The 18,833-nt window shown below is 69.8% G+C and carries 14 protein-coding genes; 13 read left to right on the top strand and 1 reads right to left on the bottom strand.

Annotated features, from left to right (window positions below; all coding sequences use genetic code 11):
- From DN771_RS12440 to DN771_RS12400, 9 genes are all read left to right on the top strand, one after another.
- Window positions 1-1,463 (top strand): cell division protein FtsQ/DivIB (locus tag DN771_RS12440; RefSeq protein ID WP_116997705.1); only part of this gene is annotated, 1,463 nt, incomplete at its 5' end.
- 243 nt (window positions 1,464-1,706) lie between these two features.
- Window positions 1,707-2,786 carry a cell division protein FtsZ gene (gene ftsZ / locus DN771_RS12435; RefSeq protein WP_116997742.1) on the top strand — a complete coding sequence of 360 codons (1,080 nt, stop codon included), beginning with the start codon at window positions 1,707-1,709 and terminating at the stop codon, window positions 2,784-2,786.
- A gap of 19 nt (window positions 2,787-2,805) precedes the next feature.
- Window positions 2,806-3,657, top strand: coding sequence for an alanine racemase (locus DN771_RS12430; protein ID WP_162941861.1), 852 nt, complete (start codon window positions 2,806-2,808; stop codon window positions 3,655-3,657).
- 75 nt (window positions 3,658-3,732) lie between these two features.
- A complete protein-coding gene (locus DN771_RS12425; protein WP_162941860.1) occupies window positions 3,733-4,314 on the top strand; it encodes a cell division protein SepF in 582 nt (193 codons plus the stop codon).
- Window positions 4,315-4,322: 8 nt separating this feature from the next.
- Entirely contained in the window at window positions 4,323-5,282 is a 960-nt protein-coding gene (locus tag DN771_RS12420; RefSeq protein WP_116997701.1) for a DivIVA domain-containing protein, read from the top strand.
- A 124-nt stretch (window positions 5,283-5,406) separates the two neighbouring features.
- Window positions 5,407-8,562, top strand: coding sequence for an isoleucine--tRNA ligase (ileS, locus tag DN771_RS12415; protein WP_116997699.1), 3,156 nt, complete (start codon window positions 5,407-5,409; stop codon window positions 8,560-8,562).
- A gap of 275 nt (window positions 8,563-8,837) precedes the next feature.
- A complete protein-coding gene (locus DN771_RS12410; protein ID WP_116997697.1) occupies window positions 8,838-9,338 on the top strand; it encodes a TraR/DksA family transcriptional regulator in 501 nt (166 codons plus the stop codon).
- A gap of 24 nt (window positions 9,339-9,362) precedes the next feature.
- The gene (lspA, locus tag DN771_RS12405; protein ID WP_116997696.1) at window positions 9,363-9,890 is read left to right on the top strand and encodes a signal peptidase II; all 528 of its coding nucleotides are present in this window, start codon (window positions 9,363-9,365) and stop codon (window positions 9,888-9,890) included.
- 115 nt (window positions 9,891-10,005) lie between these two features.
- Window positions 10,006-10,941, top strand: coding sequence for an RluA family pseudouridine synthase (locus DN771_RS12400; RefSeq protein ID WP_116997693.1), 936 nt, complete (start codon window positions 10,006-10,008; stop codon window positions 10,939-10,941).
- Between the two features lie 79 nt (window positions 10,942-11,020).
- Here the strand turns inward: DN771_RS12400 and DN771_RS12395 are convergent, their stop codons facing one another.
- Window positions 11,021-11,491: an RrF2 family transcriptional regulator gene (locus tag DN771_RS12395; protein ID WP_116997692.1), complete on the bottom strand. Its 471-nt coding sequence runs from the start codon at window positions 11,489-11,491 to the stop codon at window positions 11,021-11,023.
- 222 nt (window positions 11,492-11,713) lie between these two features.
- On the opposite strand from DN771_RS12395, the gene DN771_RS12390 reads away from it, so the two are divergent.
- From DN771_RS12390 to DN771_RS12375, 4 genes are all read left to right on the top strand, one after another.
- Window positions 11,714-12,820 carry an alkaline phosphatase family protein gene (locus DN771_RS12390; RefSeq protein ID WP_227462324.1) on the top strand — a complete coding sequence of 369 codons (1,107 nt, stop codon included), beginning with the start codon at window positions 11,714-11,716 and terminating at the stop codon, window positions 12,818-12,820.
- A gap of 85 nt (window positions 12,821-12,905) precedes the next feature.
- The gene (locus tag DN771_RS12385) at window positions 12,906-13,457 is read left to right on the top strand and encodes a bacterial proteasome activator family protein (RefSeq protein WP_116997688.1); all 552 of its coding nucleotides are present in this window, start codon (window positions 12,906-12,908) and stop codon (window positions 13,455-13,457) included.
- A gap of 155 nt (window positions 13,458-13,612) precedes the next feature.
- Window positions 13,613-17,734 carry a DNA polymerase III subunit alpha gene (dnaE, locus tag DN771_RS30400; RefSeq protein ID WP_227462323.1) on the top strand — a complete coding sequence of 1,374 codons (4,122 nt, stop codon included), beginning with the start codon at window positions 13,613-13,615 and terminating at the stop codon, window positions 17,732-17,734.
- A 412-nt stretch (window positions 17,735-18,146) separates the two neighbouring features.
- Window positions 18,147-18,809 carry a hypothetical protein gene (locus DN771_RS12375; RefSeq protein ID WP_116997686.1) on the top strand — a complete coding sequence of 221 codons (663 nt, stop codon included), beginning with the start codon at window positions 18,147-18,149 and terminating at the stop codon, window positions 18,807-18,809.
- Window positions 18,810-18,833: the final 24 nt, after the last annotated feature.

Raw genomic sequence — 18,833 nt, 5'->3', positions numbered from 1 at the left:
CCGGCGAGGCACCGCCCACACCCGACGCCGCGGCCGGGCCCGAACCGCCGACCGCCCATCCCGCCCTCCCGGTCGCCGTGCCGGCCGAGCCGGCCGTGCCGGCCGAGCCGGTCGAGCCGGCCGAGCCGGTCGAGCCGCCGGCACCGGGCGTGGCCGCGTCGCCCACCGAGTTCGGCCTCGTCCGCGCGCCCACCAAACGGCAGACGCGGCGGTCGGCGCGCGAGGCCAAGCGCGAGCAGAAGGCGCAGGAGAAGCGTCTCGCAGAGTTGGCCAAGCAGCGCAAGAAAGCGGCCAGGAAGGCCGGCAAGAAGGCGGGGAAGAAGGCCGGGAAGAAGGCCGGAACGGGCGACACTCCCGCCGTCGATGGCCTCGCCGGCGTCGACGCCGGCGAGGGTGTCCGCATCATCTCTGGCCCCGCCTCGGCGTCGCCGGCACCCGTCGACGCCGGATCCGCCGACGTCCCGCCGACGTCGCTCACCCCGGGTGAGCCCGCCACCGACGGCGCCGGGCCGCCCCTCGTCGGGGCGAGCGCCGAGCGCGCCACCGTCAGCCTCGGTGGCGACGACGACCTTCCCGACGCGGTGTACCTCGAGGGCAGCCTCGACGGCGACGCGGCGGTTGACCGCGGCACCATCTTCATCGACGACAAGGACCCGGCCACCGGCGCGATGGTGTCGATGGAGGTGGCCACCTCGGTCAACCGCATCGAGCCCAGGCTTCGTGACCGGCGGATCGCCGTCAAACGAGCGGTCGGCCGCAAGCGGCTGAAGTGGATCGCCCTCGCCACGGCGGTGGTCGGTGTCCTCGTCGCCGGGCTCGCCGTGCTCGGCTCGGGTCTGTTCGCCATCGACACCGTCCGCGTCGAGGGCGCCGTCTACAGCGTCGGCCCCGAGCTCGATGCGATCGTGGCCGACCTCGACGGCCAGAACGTGCTGCGCGTCGACACCGACGCCATCGAGGCCGAACTCCGCCGGATCCCCTGGGTCGAGGACGCGCGCGTGTCCACCGACTTCCCCCACGGCGCCACGATCGAGCTACGCGAGCGAGTGCCCGTGGTCGCCTACCTCGGCCCCGACCAGAAGTACCGGGTGCTCGACGACTCCGGCCGAGTCATCACCGTCCTCGACGGTCGCCCGACCGACTACCTGGAGCTGATGGTCGACACCTCCCAGGCCCCCAACCTGGCCGCCGGCGCCCTCGCCCCGGAGGGCTATCGCGCGGCCGCCACCCTGGTGACGGCGCTCGTCGATCCGCTGCGTCCCCTGGTGGAGTCGCTCACCGTCGACGTCGACGGAACCGACCTGCGGATGCACCTCTCGAACGGGATCGAAGTCCGCTTTGGGGCTGCCGAGGCGCTGCAGGATAAACTCGTGCGCCTCGCTGTGGCACTCATCGAAACCGACCCTGAAATGGCACCCACGACCATGATCGACGTCTCCACTCCGGACATCGTCACCGAATGATCGGTCGCGGTTGCCCACCGATGGTCGCCGGCAGCACGACCACCGGGCCAGAGCCCTCGCTCGAGCGAGCAAGGGATACGCCATTCGTACGCCGCGACGTGCGAGGATGTTGACCACCACCGGGGTCTCGTGGCCCGGCCCCACCCGACTGGGTAACCAGATGACTGAACACGCACGAACGAACGGCCTCGACCGTCGCCCCCAACTCGCCGAACGCGGCTCGAACGCATGGAGGTCATGCTGATGGTTGGCGCGCCCCAGAACTACCTGGCCGTCATCAAGGTGATCGGCGTCGGCGGTGGTGGCGTCAACGCCGTCAACCGCATGATCGATGCCGGTCTCAAGGGCGTCGAGTTCATCGCCGTCAACACCGATGCGCAGGCGCTGCTGATGAGCGACGCCGACCTCAAGCTCGACATCGGTCGTGACCTCACCCGCGGCCTCGGCGCCGGCAGCGACCCCGAGGTCGGGCGCAGCGCGGCCGAGGCGCACCACGAAGAGATCGAAGAGATGGTGAAGGGCGCCGACATGGTGTTCATCACCGCCGGCGAGGGCGGCGGCACCGGTACCGGCGCGGCCCCGGTCATCGCCGAGATCGCCCGCGGCATCGGCGCGCTCACCATCGGTGTCGTCACGCGGCCGTTCGCGTTCGAGGGGCGCCGCCGGGCGGTGCAAGCCGACAGCGGTGTGCAGCGCCTGAAGGAGAAGGTCGACACGCTCATCGTCATCCCCAACGACCGGCTGCTCACGGTCGCCAACGAGAAGACCAGCGTGCTGAACGCCTTCAAGATGGCCGACGAGGTGCTGCTCCAGGGTGTGTCGGGCATCACCAACCTCATCACGACGCCCGGCCTCATCAACACCGACTTCGCCGACGTCAAGATGGTCCTGTCCAACGCCGGCTCGGCGTTGATGGGCATCGGTCAGGCGTCTGGCGACGAGCGCGCCGTCTCGGCGGCCAAGGCGGCGATCTCCAGCCCGCTGCTCGAGGCCGCCATCGACGGCGCCCGCGGCGTGCTGCTCAACATCACCGGCCCGTCCAGCATGGGCCTGTTCGAGATGAACGCCGCCGCCGAGATCATCCACGGTGTCGCCCACCAGGACGCCAACATCATCTTCGGCACGGTCGTCGACGACGAGATCGGCGACGAGATCCGCGTGACGGTCATCGCCGCCGGATTCGATCGGCTCGACGGCCCCGTCACGGGCAGCCAGCCGAAGACCGCCCCGTCGATCACCGATCTGTTCGCCGAAGGAGCCGACAGGGTCGGCGACGACGACGAACCCGACGACGACTTCGACGTCCCGTCGTTCCTCCGGTGACGTCCGGGCGGCGCTCGCGGTGAGCGTCGATCCCGCCCTCGTGAAGGAGCGGGTCGAAGCGATCAGGCGCCGTCTGGCGGCGTCGGGTCGCGACATCGAGCTGGTGGCCGTCACCAAGGGGTTCCCGGTCGACGCCATCCGTGCCGCGGTCGCCGCCGGCTGCCCGATGGTGGGCGAGAACTACGCCCAGGAGGTCGTGGCCAAGTTCTCCGAGCTGCGGCGAGCAGCCGAAGCCGGCGATGGTTCATCGGAGCCCCCCGTGTGTCATGGGGCGGAGCCCCCCCTCTTGTCTTCGGGGGGTCCACGGGCGGCGGAGCCCCCCCTCTTGTCTTCGGGGGGTCCACGGGGGGCGGAGCCCCCCCTCTTGTCTTCGGGGGGTCCACGGGGGGCGGAGCCCCCCCTCTTGTCTTCGGGGGGTCCACGGGGGGCGGAGCCCCCCGTGTGTCATTTCATCGGGCGCTTGCAGTCGAACAAGGTGCGGCAGCTCGCCCCGTACGTCGCCGTGTGGGAGTCGGTCGACCGCTCCTCGCTGCTCGCCGAGATCGCCAAGCGGGCGCCTGGTGCCACGGTGCTGATCCAGGTCAACGCGACGGGGGAGGACGGCAAGGGTGGCTGCACGCCCGACGAGGCGCCCAGGCTCGCCGACGAGGCGCGACGTCTCGACCTCGACCTCGACGGGATGATGACGGTCGGGCCCACGAGCGGCGACCCGGCCGAGACGGCCGCCGCCTTCACGGTGGTCCGCCGACTCGTCGACTCGATGCATCTGAGGACATGCTCCATGGGCATGAGTGGTGACATCGACCAGGCGTTCGAACTCGGAACGACCCGGGTTCGCATCGGCTCGGCAATCTTTGGATCGAGGACGTGAATGGCCTGGTGAGCTGGGGTGTCCCCTGGGTACGGCTCGGATTGCGATAGCCTCGCCGCGCAGGAGGAAGTGACGATGTCATTCTGGAAAAAGTCCATGGAGTACCTTGGTCTTGGTCCTGACGACGCCTACGACGACTACGACGACGGGGCCGAGCCAGAGCCACAGGGACGCCATTCGCGTGCCGCGCGCGACGACGGTCGGGGCCGTTCCAGCTCGAATCGCGCCTGGCCCGCCGAGCCCGACTCGGGTTCGGTGCGCGCCGTCCCCGCCCGTCCGAGCTTCCCCTCCCGTGACTTCGACGCCAGCCGGCGGACGGCGCCGCCGGGCGCCGACGAGTCCGGCATGGTGTCGCGCCCCCGCTCGTCCTCCTCCCAGCGCCAGGCGCCCCCGCCCCCTCCTCCCAACGCCGAGCCGGCCACCGTGCGCCCGCGCCGGTTCGACCAGGCCCAGGAGCTCGCCGACCGCTTCAAGGAAGGCAACTCGGTGATCCTCAACCTCGAGTCGGCCGACCGCGATGTCGCCCGGCGACTGATCGACTTTGCCAGCGGGGTGTGCTACTCGCTCGACGGCACGATGGAGAAGGTGGCCACAGGGGTGTATCTCCTGAAGCCGGCCCCGGCTCGCGTCCACCGTTTCGACGACTACGAAAGCTGATCGTTCCCATGGCCCTCAGCCCGCAAGACATCCGCGACGCGACCTTCAAGTCGGTCAAACGAGGCGGGCTCGACCCCGACGAGGTGTCCGAGTTCAAGCTTGCGGCCGCCGACGCCCTGCAACAGGCCATCCAGGACGCCACGGCGATGGAGGCCCGGGCCCGTGCCGCCGTGGCCCGCCTGCAGGAGCTCTCGCAGCAGCAGGCCGCCGCCGAGGAGACCAGCCAGGAGACGGCGAGCGCCGTCGCCGAGACGCCGGCGGGGGCCCCACCGGAGCCGGTGCGGCGTGAGCCCACCGTCGACGAGGCCGAGACCATCAGCCGCACCCTCTTGCTGGCCCAGCGCACGGCCGACACCACCGTGGCCGAGGCCAAGGCGGAGGCCGAGGCCACCATCGGCTCGGCCCAGGCCGAGGCGGCCCGCCTGCTCGAGTCGGCCCGTGAGGAAGCCGCCGCCGTCATCGAGGCCGCCCGGGCCGAATCCCGCAAAGCCGGTGAGGCCGAGCGGGTGCGGGTCGAGGGCGAGGTGCAGGCACTCCTCGCCCGGCGCGACTTCCTCGAGTCCGACGTCGACCAGCTCGAGCAGCACCTCGGCGCTCAGCGTGAGCGCATCACCGAGGTGGTCGCCGAGCTCGAGTCGCTCACCGACCGCACGGCCAACGGCCTCGCCCCGATGCGGCGCCCGCAGCTGTCGGCGTCCGACCAGGCGTCGTCGCCGGCGGCCGCCGTCCCAGGAGTCGACGAGGGAGTCGACGAGGGAGTCGACGACCTGAGCGACGATGTCGTCGACGACGGATCTGACATCGACGACGAGGACGAGCCCGACGTCGCCGAGCTGATCGACGAGGTCGTCGAGACGGCCGATTCCGGCGGCGAGGAGCTCGGCGAGATCGCCCGGGTCGCCGGCGTCGATCCCGACCGCAACACACCGGCCGACGGGCGCCACTCCCTCTTCGACCACGAGGCCTGACCCGGGCGCTCCGGACGACGGGGCGCAGGGCCCCGTTACGGATGGTGCCTGGCACCATCCGTAACGCGAGCGAGGGCAACGCACGGGGCTGCGTCGAGGGCGCGCCGGTACGATCAATGTCTCCATGGCGTACCCAGATGTCGACTCGCAGCCGAACTTCCCCGCCCTCGAGACCGGTGTGCTCGAGCGGTGGGAACGTGACAAGACGTTCCTCGAGTCGATCATTCGCCGCGAGGACGAGGGGGCGGAGGAGTTCGTCGTCTACGACGGCCCGCCGTTCGCCAACGGCCTGCCGCACTACGGCCACCTGCTGACTGGCTTCGTCAAAGACGCGGTCCCGCGCTACCAGACGATGCGCGGCAAGCTCGTCCACCGCCGCTTCGGCTGGGACTGCCACGGCCTGCCGGCCGAGGTCGAGGCCGAGAAGGAACTGGGCATCGCCGGGCATCCCGAGATCACCAAGTTCGGCATCGCCGAGTTCAACGACGCCTGCCGCACCAGCGTGCTGCGCTACACGGCCGAGTGGGAGCGCTACGTCACCCGCCAGGCCCGGTGGGTCGACTTCGAGAACGACTACAAGACGCTCGACGACACCTACATGGAGAGCGTCATGTGGGCGTTCAAGACGCTGTGGGACAAGGGCCTCGTGTACGAGGGCTTCAAGGTGCTGGCGTACTGCTGGCGCTGCGAGACGCCGCTCAGCAACACCGAGACCCGCATGGACGACGTGTACTTCGACCGTCAGGACCCGGCGCTCACCGTCGGGTTCGACCTGCTCGACGACGCCGGCGCACCAACGGGTGAGGCGCTGCTCGCCTGGACGACCACGCCGTGGACGCTGCCCGCCAACCTCGGGCTCGCCGTCGCTCCCGACGTCGACTACGTGGCCGTCGAGCACCCGGCATCGGGCAAGCGCGTGATCCTCGCCGAGGATCGTCTCGCCCACTACGCCGCCGAGCTGGGACCCGACGAGACCCGGCCGGCGCCGGAGATCGTCGCCCGGTACACCGGCGCCGAGCTCGCCGGCCGGCGCTACCGGCCGTTGTTTCCCTACTTCGCCGACACCGAGCGCTCTGGCACCGGCCAGGCGTTCCAGGTGCTCGCCGCCGACTTCGTCACCACCGACGACGGCACCGGCATCGTGCACCTCGCCCCGGGCTTCGGCGAGGACGACCAGAACGTCTGCAACGCCGCCGGCATCCCCACCGTCGTCCCGATGGACGAGCACGGCCAGTACACGGCCGAGGTGCCCGACTGGACCGGTGTCCAGGTCTTCGAGGCCAACCCGCACGTCATCCGCCATCTCAAGGAGCACGCCCTCGTGCTCCGCCACGAGACGTACAACCACTCGTACCCGCACTGCTGGCGGTGCTCCAAGCCGCTCGTGTACCGGGCGATCTCGTCGTGGTTCGTCGCCGTCACCAAGTTCCGCGACCGCATGGTCGAGCTCAACGACCAGATCAACTGGGTGCCCTCTCACGTCAAGCACGGCAGCTTCGGCAAGTGGCTGCAGAACGCCCGCGACTGGTCGATCAGCCGCAACCGCTTCTGGGGCTCGCCGATCCCCGTCTGGCGCTCCGACAATCCCGAGTACCCACGCACCGACGTGTACGGCAGCTTCGAGCAGCTCGAGGCCGACTTCGGGGTGAAGGTCGCCGACCTCCACCGGCCGATGATCGACGAGCTCGTGCGCCCCAACCCCGACGACCCGACGGGTCAGTCGATGATGCGGCGCGTCCCCGAGGTGCTCGACTGCTGGTTCGAGTCGGGGTCGATGCCGTTCGCCCAGGTGCACTACCCGTTCGAGAACACCGAGTGGTTCGAGTCGCACTACCCGGGCGATTTCATCGTCGAGTACATCGGCCAGACCCGTGGTTGGTTCTACACGTTGCACGTGCTGGCCACGGCGCTGTTCGACCGGCCGGCGTTCCGCACGTGCATCAGCCACGGCATCATCCAGGGCGACGACGGCCTCAAGATGTCGAAGAGCCTGCGCAACTACGCCGATCCGATGGAGGTGTTCGACACCACCGGGGCCGACGCGATGCGCTGGTACCTGCTCTCGTCGCCGATCCTGCGCGGCGGCGATTTCGCCGTCACCCAGGCCGGCCTGCGCGAGACCACCCGCCAGGTCCTCCTGCCGTTGTGGAACGCGTGGTACTTCCTCACCCTCTACGCCAACGCCGCCGGGGTGCAGGGCGTGGTCCGCGACGGGGTCGAGCGGCCGTTCTCGATGAACGTCCTCGACCGCTACATCATCGCCAAGACCCGCGATCTCGTCGACGACGTGACCCGCGAGCTCGACGGCTACGACCTGTTCGAGGCCTGCGCGTTCGTCCGCTCGTTCGTCGATTCGCTCACCAACTGGTACATCCGCCGCAGCCGTCAGCGTTTCTGGGACGGCGACCGCGACGCCATCGACACCTTGCACACGGTGATGGACGTCCTCTCGCGCGTGGTGGCGCCGTTGCTGCCGTTCGTCGCCGACGAGATCTACGGCGGCCTGCACGGCGGTGACACCACCGACAGCGTGCACCTGCAGGGCTGGCCCAAGGTCGAGGACCTGCCGGGCGACGAGAACCTCGTCCGCACGATGGACGAGGTGCGCGACGTCTGCTCGGTCACCCTGTCGGTCCGCAAGGCCAACGCGCGGCGCGTGCGCCAGCCGCTGTCGTCGCTCACCGTCGCCGCCCCCGATGCCGAGGCCCTGCGCCCGTTCCTCGACGTGATCGCCGACGAGGTGAACGTCCGGGAGATCCACCTCGTCGACGACGTGTCCGCGGTGGCCAAGGAGGTGCTCCAGGTGGTCCCGGCCGCCCTCGGACCCCGTCTCGGTCCCGCCACCCAGCAGGTCATCCGCGCCGTACGCGAGGGTCAGTGGACCCGCGAGGGCGACGCGGTTGTCGCCGGCGGGCACCGCCTCGAGCCCGGCGAATTCGTGCTCACCATGCAGGCCGACGACGGCGGTGACGGCTCCACTGGCAGCGCCGCCCTCGGCAGCGGCTCGGGCGTCGTCGTGCTCAACGTCGAGGTCACACCGGAGCTCGAGATCGAGGGCCAGGCCCGCGATCTCGTGCGCATGATCCAGCAGGAGCGGCGCGATCGTGATCTCGCCGTCACCGACCGCATCGACCTGCGCATCGTCGCCGACGCCCCGTGGGCCAACGTCGTGCGCACCCATCAGGAGCTGATCGCCACCGAGACGCTCGCCGTGTCGATCGACGTCGACGACTCCGGCACCGACACGCCTGCCATCGACCTGACGGTCGCCTCCACCTGACACCTGACGGGATGGGCGAGGCACATCCCGTCCGACTCGCCCGCCGGTCGGGGTACCGGTGACGGCCGTGACACGCCTTGGGGTTCGCGCCCGTTATAGTGCGCCGTCGATCACGGCCCAACTTGGAGGTTCCAGTCATGGCTGCGACGAAGAAGACGACCTCGGCGACACCTGCCAAACGGCAAGCGGCGTCGAAACCCGCGGTCAAGAAGGCCGCCCCCAAGCGGGCCAGTGCATCCCGCTCTTCCAGTTCGCCCCCTGCACGAAAGGCTGCCGTGTCCAAGACTCCCTCTCCCGCCAAGAAGAGCGCCGCCAAAGCCGCCCCCGCCGCCAACGGTGAGACCCACCCCGACGTCCCGGCGTCGCGTGGGGTGAACAAGGACGGCATCGCCTACACCAAGGACTTCGACGTCAAGTTCCTCAAGAGCCAGAAGGACCTCCTGCTCCGAGAGCGGGCCGAACTGGTCGGCCAGGCCGATCGGCTCGAGGACGAGGCCAACTCGCTGATCGAGGACGGCGAGATGGGCGACGTGCAGTTCGACGACGAGAGCGGCGAGGGCGACACGATGGTCGTCGAGCGTGAGCGTGACCTGGCGATCTCCGCCCAGGCTCGTCAGACGGTCGCCGACATCGACGCCGCCCTCGAGCGCCTCGCCAACGGCACGTACGGCTACTCCGTCGTGTCGGGCGCGCCGATTCCCCGCGAGCGCCTCGAGGCCATTCCGTGGGCCACCGAGCTCGTCGAGGAGAAGGTCGGCGGGATCGGCCGTAGGTAGGGGCCCGGCGTCGGCGCGTCCCGCGTGGGCCGATTCGTCGTCACGATGCGATCGTGGCGGGTACCGCTGCTCGTCGCGGCGATCGTCATCGCCGTCGATCAACTGACGAAGCACTGGGCGCTGAACGCGCTCGCCGACGACCGCACCATCGACCTGTTCTGGACGTTGAGGTTCAACCTTGCGTTCAATACGGGCATGGCGTTCTCGTCGGGCGACGGCTTCGGGCCGTTCGTGCCGATCCTGGCGATCGCCGTGGTCGTCGTGCTGCTGATCTCCGTCGGGCGATCGTCCAGCCCGTGGTACTCGCTGGCGGTGGGTCTCGTGATCGGCGGCGCCCTCGGCAACGTCAGCGACCGGTTGTTCCGGGGCGAGGGGGGCCTGCACGGCGCCGTCGTCGACTTCATCGATCCGCAGTGGTTCCCGATCTTCAACGTCGCCGACATCGGCGTCACCGTCGGTGGGGCGCTGCTGCTGATCACCTCGTTGCGCGAGCCGGCCCCCGCCGACTCGAGCCAGCCAGGAGACCAGCCAGCAGAAGGGACTCCCGAGTGACCACGCCAGGATCTGGGGCCCGATCGTGCCACCCGCCGCTCTGGGGCCCGATCGTGACGATTTCCGTCACGATCCCGCCCCCGAACCAGGCGACCGCAACGTCCGGAGGCACGGCGTGATCCGCGAGGAGCTCCCTGCCGCGCTCGACGGCGAGCGGCTCGACCGGGTCGTCGCCTTCCTCGCCGACGTCAGCCGGTCGGTGGCCGCCGGGCTCGTCGCCAAGGGTGCCGTCACCGTCGACGACGTGGTGGCCGAGTCGGGCAAGGTGCGCCTCGCCGCCGGCGCCATCGTCGGCGTGGACACGGACGCGATCGAGGTCACGCCGCCGCCGACGGGCGACCCGAACGTCGAGTTCGGCGTCGTGTACGCCGACGACGACGTCATCGTGGTGGACAAGCCGGCCGGGCTCGTGGTGCATCCCGGTGCCGGCAACCCCGACGGCACGCTCGTGAACGGACTGCTCCACCGGTTCCCCGAGCTGGCCGAGCTCGGCCAGGGCGTGACCGAGAAGCGCCCGGGCATCGTGCACCGTCTCGACGCCGGCAGCTCGGGGTTGCTGGTGGTGGCCCGCAACGAGGACGCCGTCGCGGCGCTCATCGCCCAGTTCGCCGACCACTCGGCCGGCCGGCGCTACGACGCCTTGGTCTGGGGGCACCCCGAGGCCGTGCGCGGCATCATCGACGCGCCGATCGGCCGCGACCCCGGAGACCCGCTGAAGATGGCGCTGGTAGCCGACGGGCGCCACGCCCGCACCGAGTACGAGCTGGTCCGCAAGCTGCTCGCGCCGGCGCCCGTGTCGCTGCTGTCGTGCCGGCTCGAGACGGGCCGGACCCACCAGATCCGCGTGCACCTCGCGGGCGTCGGTCACCCCCTCGTCGGCGACACCACCTACGGCGACCGGCGCCCCGTGCTCGGCCTCACCCGGCCGTTCCTGCACGCTGCCGAGCTGTCGTTCGATCACCCGGCGACGGGGGAGCGACTGACGTTCACCAGCGAGCTGCCCGCCGACCTCGCCGCCCTGCTCGACACCCTCGAGCCCGTCGCCGACTAGCGCCGCCGGGCGCGCCGGACGCGATCGGTGAGCGGAGAACGCGGAACCCTGCGTCGTGGGCTCACACCTCGCTGCGTGATCAGGCGGGGGTGACGATGGCGTCGAAATCGAGCGCCTCGGGCCACTGGGCCTTGCCCCGGGCCATGTCGGCGATGCTGGCCAGCGTGTAGCTGGCGAGGTGCGCCCGCATGTAGTCGCCGGCGAGGTTCCACAGGTGCGTCAGCACGCACTGGCCCTCGTGGTCGCACGCCCCGTTCTGGTGCGGCTCGCCGAAGTCGCCGAGTGAGATGGGACCGTCGACGGCCGACACGATCTCGGAGAGACGGATGTCCTCGGGGGAGCGGGCGAGCACGTAGCCACCACCGACGCCGCGCTTGGAGCGCACCAGACCGGCGCCCTTGAGGGCCAGCAGGATCTGCTCGAGGTAGGGCTGGGGCAGACCCGTCCGCTCGGCGATGTCGCGCACCGACGTCGGCCCGATCTCGTCGGCATGGAGTGCCAACGACAGCAGGGCACGGCAGGCATAGTCACCACGGGTCGAGACGCGCATTACCGAAAGTCTACTGGCCCGGTCGACATGCCCGGGCCGTGGCGCCGTCGCCGACCCCTCGAGGCGACGGGCCGGATGTCACACGCCGTCGCGAGTGGGTCGGGGGCCGGTGTGGTCGAGCACCCGGGCGACGACCACCCGGGGCTACGTTGGCACCTGTGACGACGAAGAGGTTCGGGGGCGCCCTTTACACCCCCGATGGCGGAGTGGTGGACTGAGCCCGTGACCGAGGCGCCCATCCTCCCCGACTACGCGGGGCCCAACGTCCGAGGGATCATCCCGGCCCTGCTCGGGCGCGCCGACTGGTCACGATCCCTGCCCCCGTGGTTTCCCGAACCGGTGCGCCACGCCCGCCAGGTGGTCGTCCTCGTCCTCGACGGCCTCGGCTGGGATCAGCTGAGCGAGCACAGCGCCGACATGCCGCTCCTGTCGGGATTCACCGGCGGACCGATCACCACGGTCGCGCCCACCACCACGGCGACGGCGCTGAGCTCGATCGCCACCGGCCTCACGCCGGCCGAGCACGGGCTCGTCGGCTACCGCATGCTGATGAAGGGTGAGGTGATCAACGTCCTGCGCTGGCTGGCGCCGGGCGGCGACCGTCGTCGCTCGCTGCCGCCGATCGACGTCCAGCCCTTCACGCCGTTCATGGGGATCACCGTGCCGGTCGTGTCCCCGGCGGAGCTGGAGAGCTCAGCGTTCACCGAGGCCCACCTGCGCGGCTCGCGGCCGGTCGGCTACCGCGCCTCGTCGGCGATCGCCGTCGAGGTCCGCCACCAGCTGGCCGCCGGCGAACGGTTCGTCTACGCCTACTACGGCAGCGTCGACAAGACCGCCCACGAACGCGGCTTCGGCGACTTCTACGACGCCGAACTCCGGGCGGCCGACCGGCTCGTCGGCGACATCGTCGACGCCCTGCCGACCGGGGCGGCCCTGCTCGTCACCGCCGACCACGGTCAGGTGCAGGTCGGCGACCGCATCATCACGCCCGACCCGGCGCTGCTCAGCTCGGTCGCGCTGCAGTCCGGCGAGGGACGATTCCGCTGGTGGCACACGCCGGGTTCGCCCGACACGCTCGCCAAGGAGGCCGACGACGCCTACGGCGATCTCGCGTGGGTGGTCACCAAGGAGCAGATGATCGACGAGGGTTGGTTCGGCCCAGTGATGTCCCCGCCGGTCGCCGCTCGCCTCGGCGACGTCGCCCTCGTGGCGCACGAACCGGTCAGCTTCTACGAGCCCGCCGACTCCGGCCCGTTCGAACTCATCTGCCGCCACGGCTCGCTCACCAGCGCCGAGGTGATGGTGCCCCTGCTCGCCCACCTCGCCTGACCACCGCTCGCGTCGTCGCCCCGAGCAGCGGTCGCCCGGCTCGGTCACCTTGACGACCGGGGTAGGCGGCGGCTAGACGGAGGTGATGAGCGACCCCGGCGCCCCTTCCTCCCAGCCCGATCCCGAGACGCCCGCTGAGGCGACCACGGGCGGGGCGGTGGAACACGGCGAGATCGTGCAGCGCGGCGACGAGGGTGGTGAGCACGGCGAGGCCGTCACGTCGCCGGCCAAGGTGATGCGCATCGGCTCGATGGTCAAGGCACTCCTCGAAGAGGTCCGGGCCGCGCCGCTCGACGCCGCCAGCCGAGAGCGTCTGGCGGAGATCTACGAGCGCTCGATCGTCGAGCTGGCCGAAGCTCTGTCCCCCGACCTGCAAGAAGAGCTGCGTTCGTTGGCCCTGCCGTTCAACCACGACGGGGAGGCACCGAGCGAGGGCGAGATCCGCATCGCCAAGGCGCAGCTCGTCGGCTGGCTCGAGGGCCTGTTCCACGGCATCCAAGCCACGTTGTTCGCCCAGCAGCTCGCCGCCCGCCAGCAGCTCGAGCAGATGCGCCAGCTGCCGCCCGGCGCCCCGGTGCCCGGCCTGCAGCAGATGCCCCAACCGCCGACCGACGAGCGCAGCGGCACCTACCTCTGAGCCGCTCGGGACGACGCGCCGGTGCCGTCGCCCGCCCTGGCCGGCACGGCCGTCGATCGGTCCCGATCGGGTCGCGACTGGGGTAGGGTCGGGGTCCCCGAATCACACCGCTGTAAGCCGACCGACCGACCGCAACCAGAGGAGCAGGAGCGCCCGTGGGAGACAGCTTCACCCACCTCCATGTCCACACCGAGTTCTCGATGCTGGACGGCGCCGCCCGCCTCGACGACCTGGTCGCCAAGGCGGTGGCCGACGGGCAACCGGCGCTCGGCATCACCGACCACGGCAACATGTACGGCACCTTGGAGTTCTACAAGGAGTGCCAGAAGCAGGGCGTGAAGCCGGTCATCGGCACCGAGGCCTACATGGCCCACGATCACCGCAGCGAGCGGCCCACCCGGCGGGGCCGCCAGGACGACTCCGGCGGCGACACCGAGGGCGGCAACAAGCTCTACTACCACCTCACCCTGCTCGCCGAGAACAACACCGGCTACTCCAACCTCATCCAGCTGTCGTCGCGGGCGTTCCTCGAGGGCTACTACTACAAGCCGCGCCTCGACTGGGAGCTGCTCGAGCGCTACTCCGAGGGCGTCATCGCCACCACGGGGTGTCTCGGCGGCCACGTGCTCCAGTCGCTGCTGCGCGGCGACACCGAGGGCGCCGTGCAGAAGGCGGCCCGCCTGCAGGACATCTTCGGCAAGGACAACCTCTTCGTCGAGCTGCAGGATCACGGCATCCCGGCCCAGCGCCAGACGAACCCGCAGCTCATCGACGTCGCCCGCCGCATCGGCGCGCCGCTCATCGCCACCAACGACAGCCACTACACGCATCGTGAGGACCACGAGTCCCACGACGCCCTGCTCTGCGTGCAGACCGGCTCGCTCATCTCCGACCCCAAGCGCTTCAAGTTCGAGGGCCACGAGCACTACCTGAAGACCGCCGACGAGATGCGGTACCTGTTCCGGGACTATCCCGAGGCATGCGACAGCACGCTGTGGATCGCCGAGCGGGCCGACGTCACCATCGAGTTCGGCCGCGTCGAGCTGCCCACGTTCGAACTGCCCGAGGGCTTCGCCACCACCGACGAGTACCTGGCCCACATCACGTGGGAGGGCGCCCGCAAGCGCTGGGGCACGCTCACCCCCGAGATCGAACAACGCATCCAGTTCGAGCTCAACACGATCTCGTCGATGGGGTTCTCGGCGTACTTCCTCATCGTGTGGGACCTCATCGCCCACGCCCGCAACTCGGGCATCCGGGTGGGTCCGGGCCGCGGCTCGGCGGCGGGCTGCGCCGTCGCCTACTGCTTGTGGATCACCGACCTCGACCCCATCAAGTACGACTTGATCTTCGAGCGCTTCCTCAATCCCAGCCGCATCTCGATGCCCGACATCGACATGGACTTCGACTCTCGCTACCGGGACGAGATGATCCGCTACGCCGCCGAGAAGTACGGCCGCGAGCACGTCGCCCAGATCATCACGTTCGGCACCATCAAGGCCCGCAACGCGGTGCGTGACGCCGCCCGCGTGCTCGGCTACCCGTACTCGGTCGGCGACAAGGTCGCCAAGGCGATGCCGCCGCTCGTGATGGGCCGCGACACGCCGCTCAAGTACTGCTTCGAGCAGAGCCCGAAGTACGCCGACGGCTACAAGGCGGCCGCCGACCTGCGGGCGATGTACGACGCCGACCCCGACGTGAAGAAGGTCGTCGACGTCGCCAAGGGTCTCGAGGGCCTGAAGCGCTCCGACGGCATCCATGCCGCCGCCGTCGTCATCACCAAGGACCCGCTCACCAATTACTTGCCCATCCAGCGCAAGCCGGAGTCCGGCCAGGACCCCGAGCAGGCGCCCGTCGTCACGCAGTTCGAGATGCACGGCGTCGAGGAACTCGGTCTGTTGAAGATGGACTTCCTCGGCCTGCGCAACCTCGACGTGATCACCGACGCCGTCGAGATGATCCGGGCCCGGACCAACCCGGGCTTCGACATCGACACGATCCCGCTCGACGACGCCCGGACGCTCCAACTGCTGCAGCGGGGGAGCGGCATCGGCGTGTTCCAGATGGAGGGTGGGCCGCTGCGGGCGCTGATGCGTTCGCTGGCTCCCACCACCTTCGAGGACGTCTCGGCGCTCATCGCCCTCTATCGGCCGGGGCCGATGGCGGCGAACATGCACAACGACTTCGCCGACCGCAAGAACGGCCGCAAGCCGGTCGAGTACCTGCACGTGGACCTCGAGGAGGTGCTCGGCGACACGTACGGCCTGATGATCTATCAGGAGTCGATGATGCGCGTCGCCCAGAAGGTCGCCGGCTACTCGCTCGCCGACGCCGACAACCTCCGGAAGGCCTGCCTGCCGGCGGGCAGCCGGATGCGGACGGCCGATGGGGACGAGGTGGCGATCGAGGCGCTGCTCGGTCGGACCGATCGACGCGTGCTCACGGTCGACATCGAGACCGGGCAGTCGCTGTTCGAGGCGGTCGACGATGTGTGGTCGGTGGGTGTGAAGCCCGTCCTGCGTCTCGTCACCGCCAACGGCATGGCCGTCGAGGCGACCGCCGAGCACCCGTTCTGGATCGACAACACGTGGAAGCGTCTGGGCGCGGTCGAGCCGGGCGATCGCGTGGCCGTGCTCGGCTCCGACCCGAGAAGTGTGAGCGTAGATCGCGGACATCCGCACCGTCAGCTCACAGATCCCGGCGGCCGTGGCGATCTCCTCGGAAGTGTGAGCGCAGGACGCGGAGAACTGCCGTCGGGGCTCACAGTTCTCGATCGCGAGCGGACCGGGGACCTCCTCTGGGACACCGTCGTGTCGGTCGAGTACGTCCGAGACGCCGAGTGTTTCGACTTCCGCATGGAGAACGACGAGCGTCCATACGCCGTCGTCGAGGACTTCCTGGTCCACAACTGCGGCAAGAAGAATCGCGAGATCATCGCCAAGGAACGGGTGAAGTTCGTCGAGGGTTGCGAGAAGACGGGCTACGGCCGCGACCTCGGCACCGCCCTGTTCGACATCATCGAGCCGTTCGCCGACTACGCGTTCAACAAGAGCCACGCCTTCGGGTACGGGCTCGTCGCCTTCCAGACGGCGTACCTCAAGGCCCACCATCCCGTCGAGTACCTCGCCTGCCTGCTCACGTCGGTGAAGAACTCGCTGGAGAAGGCGGCCGTGTACATCTCCGAGTGCCGGGCCCTCGGCATCAAGGTGCTGCCGCCCGACATCAACCGGTCGGTCACCAACTTCGCCGCCCTGTCGCCGGCCGAGGTGCCGTCGGGCGTCTCGCTGCCGCCGGGCTCGCCGGGTGCGATCACGTTCGGTCTGTCGGCGGTGCGCAACGTGGGTGAGGGCATCGTCGCCCAGCTGCTCGCCGAGCGCGACGCCAACGGTCCCTACGGCAGCTTTCACGAGTTCGCCGACCGGGTGCCCGAGGCGGTGCTCAACAAGCGAGCGGTCGAGTCGTTGATCAAGGGCGGGGCGTTCGACACGCTCGGTCATCCCCGCCAGGGCCTGCTCGGCGTGTTCGAGCAGATCACGGCCACCACGCTCAGCCGGCGCCGCGAGCGGGAGGCCGGTGTGATGAGCCTGTTCGGCGAGATGGAGGAGTCCGGCGACGACGGCGGCTTCGACGAGCGTCTGCCGATCCCGGCCGTCGAGTTCGACAAGTCCGACCTGCTGCGCAACGAGAAGGAGATGCTCGGGCTGTACGTGTCCGACCATCCGCTGTTCGGCAAGGAGGCGGCGCTGCGCCGCAAGACCGACCAGACGATCAACGACCTCGAGGAGCTGCCCGACGGCGCCTCGGTGCACATCGGCGGTGTCGTCCAGGGCCTCAGCCGGCGCTTCACCAAACGCGGCGACCAGATGGCCACGTTCCGGCTCGAGGACCTCGAGGCCGAGATCGAGGTCACGCTGTTCCCGCGGACCCTGGCCGAGCAGGGCTACAAGCTCGCCGACGACATCATCGTCGCCGTCAAGGGACGGCTGGACAAGCGCGACGAGTCGCGAGTCGGCGTGATCTGCCAGGACCTCGAGGTGCTCACCGAGCTCGAGGAGGGCACCTCGCCCACGCTGTACATCAAGATCCCCGCCGTCCGCCTCGGCCCGGCCGAGATCCAGCAGCTCAAGCGCATCCTGCCCAGCCATCCCGGGCCGTCGCCCGTCGTGCTCGACCTCGGCGCCGAACGGATCCGGCTCACCGACGAGTTCCGGGTCGACATGGATCGCGTGGTGCCCGAGATCCGCATGGCGTTCGGCCACGAAGCCGTGGTGTTCTGAACTGCTGCGTTCCCCGGCCACGCAGGCCGCTCGAACGGCTCAGTCGGAGCAAGCTCCTCCATCGCCTTGGCCGCTCGGACTCCGGGACGCTCGCTGCGCTCGCTGAACCCCTCCATGTCGGCGTTCCCCGGCCACGCCTTGATCTGCCTGCGCAGCGCGAACGGCTCAGTCGGAGCAAGCTCCTCCATCGCCTTGGCCGCTCGGATTTCGGGACGCTCGCTGCGCTCGTTGAACGCGCCGCTGACTCGGTTGCGTCTCGGGAAGGCGCAGGGAGGACGATCGAAACGTTCCGTTAGACTGGGTGCTCGAAACGCAACTCGCCGGGGGCTGCGCCCGGGGTGGGGCAGCGATTCGCTTCGATACGTGGCGCACTCCGCGCCGCCACCGAATCCAGTGTGACCGGGAGAGGGACATGCCAGTCCAGGTGCAAACGAACGACGCTTCAGCGCTCACCGACAGCGATCTCGACGATCTGGCCTCGATGGGTGGCTCGTTCGGTATCGGAGAGTTGTCGAAGGCGAAGGAGGACTGGGTTCTCGTCACCACCGCCCGGATCGACGGCAAGCTGAACGGTTTCAGCTTCTCCACGCTCGAGCGCATCGGCGGGACGCCGTGCGTGCTGCTGGGCCTGCTCAGCGTCAAGCGCTCCACCAAGCGTGATCAGGTGCTCCGCGCCCTGATGAAGGAGGCGTACCACCGGGCGCTGATGGCCTTCCCCGACGAGGACGTCGTGGTCGGTTCGCGGTTCGTGTCGGCCGACGCCCTCGACGCGTTCAAGGATCTCGACGACGTCACGCCGCGCCCCGGTGTGCGCGCCGTCGGTGAGGAGCGCGCCTGGGGCCGCCGCCTCGCCAAGCGCTTCGACTGCGACAGCGGCTACGACGAGCAGCGCTTCGTCGTCAAGACGAACGGCCAGAAGGGCTTCATGGACCACGAGTGCCTGAAGCCCGAGAACCTCGATCCCGAGCATGTCGCCCTGTTCAAAGGCGTGCCCAAGAACGGCGGGGCGCTCGTGGTGTATGGCTGGACGATGGCGGAGAACCTCGTCAAGCTCGGCGCCCGCCCGATGGCCTGAGCAGGCCGCTGACCACCACCTCGC

The organism is Desertimonas flava (assembly GCF_003426815.1).
GTDB classification, from domain to species: Bacteria; Actinomycetota; Acidimicrobiia; order Acidimicrobiales; family Ilumatobacteraceae; genus Desertimonas; species Desertimonas flava.
The sequence above is the reverse complement of the archived record's forward strand: the minus strand, read 5'-3'. Positions and strand labels throughout refer to the sequence as shown.

Excerpts from the sequence above, each read along its gene's own strand:
- ftsZ (WP_116997742.1), top strand. The coding sequence starts at position 1,707 with ATGGTTGGCGCGCCCCAGAACTACCTGGCCGTCATCAAGGTGATCGGC.
- DN771_RS12425 (WP_162941860.1), top strand. The coding sequence starts at position 3,733 with ATGTCATTCTGGAAAAAGTCCATGGAGTACCTTGGTCTTGGTCCTGAC.
- DN771_RS12420 (WP_116997701.1), top strand. The coding sequence starts at position 4,323 with ATGGCCCTCAGCCCGCAAGACATCCGCGACGCGACCTTCAAGTCGGTC.
- ileS (WP_116997699.1), top strand. The coding sequence starts at position 5,407 with ATGGCGTACCCAGATGTCGACTCGCAGCCGAACTTCCCCGCCCTCGAG.
- DN771_RS12395 (WP_116997692.1), bottom strand. The coding sequence starts at position 11,491 with ATGCGCGTCTCGACCCGTGGTGACTATGCCTGCCGTGCCCTGCTGTCG.
- DN771_RS12385 (WP_116997688.1), top strand. The coding sequence starts at position 12,906 with ATGAGCGACCCCGGCGCCCCTTCCTCCCAGCCCGATCCCGAGACGCCC.
- DN771_RS12375 (WP_116997686.1), top strand. The coding sequence starts at position 18,147 with ATGCCAGTCCAGGTGCAAACGAACGACGCTTCAGCGCTCACCGACAGC.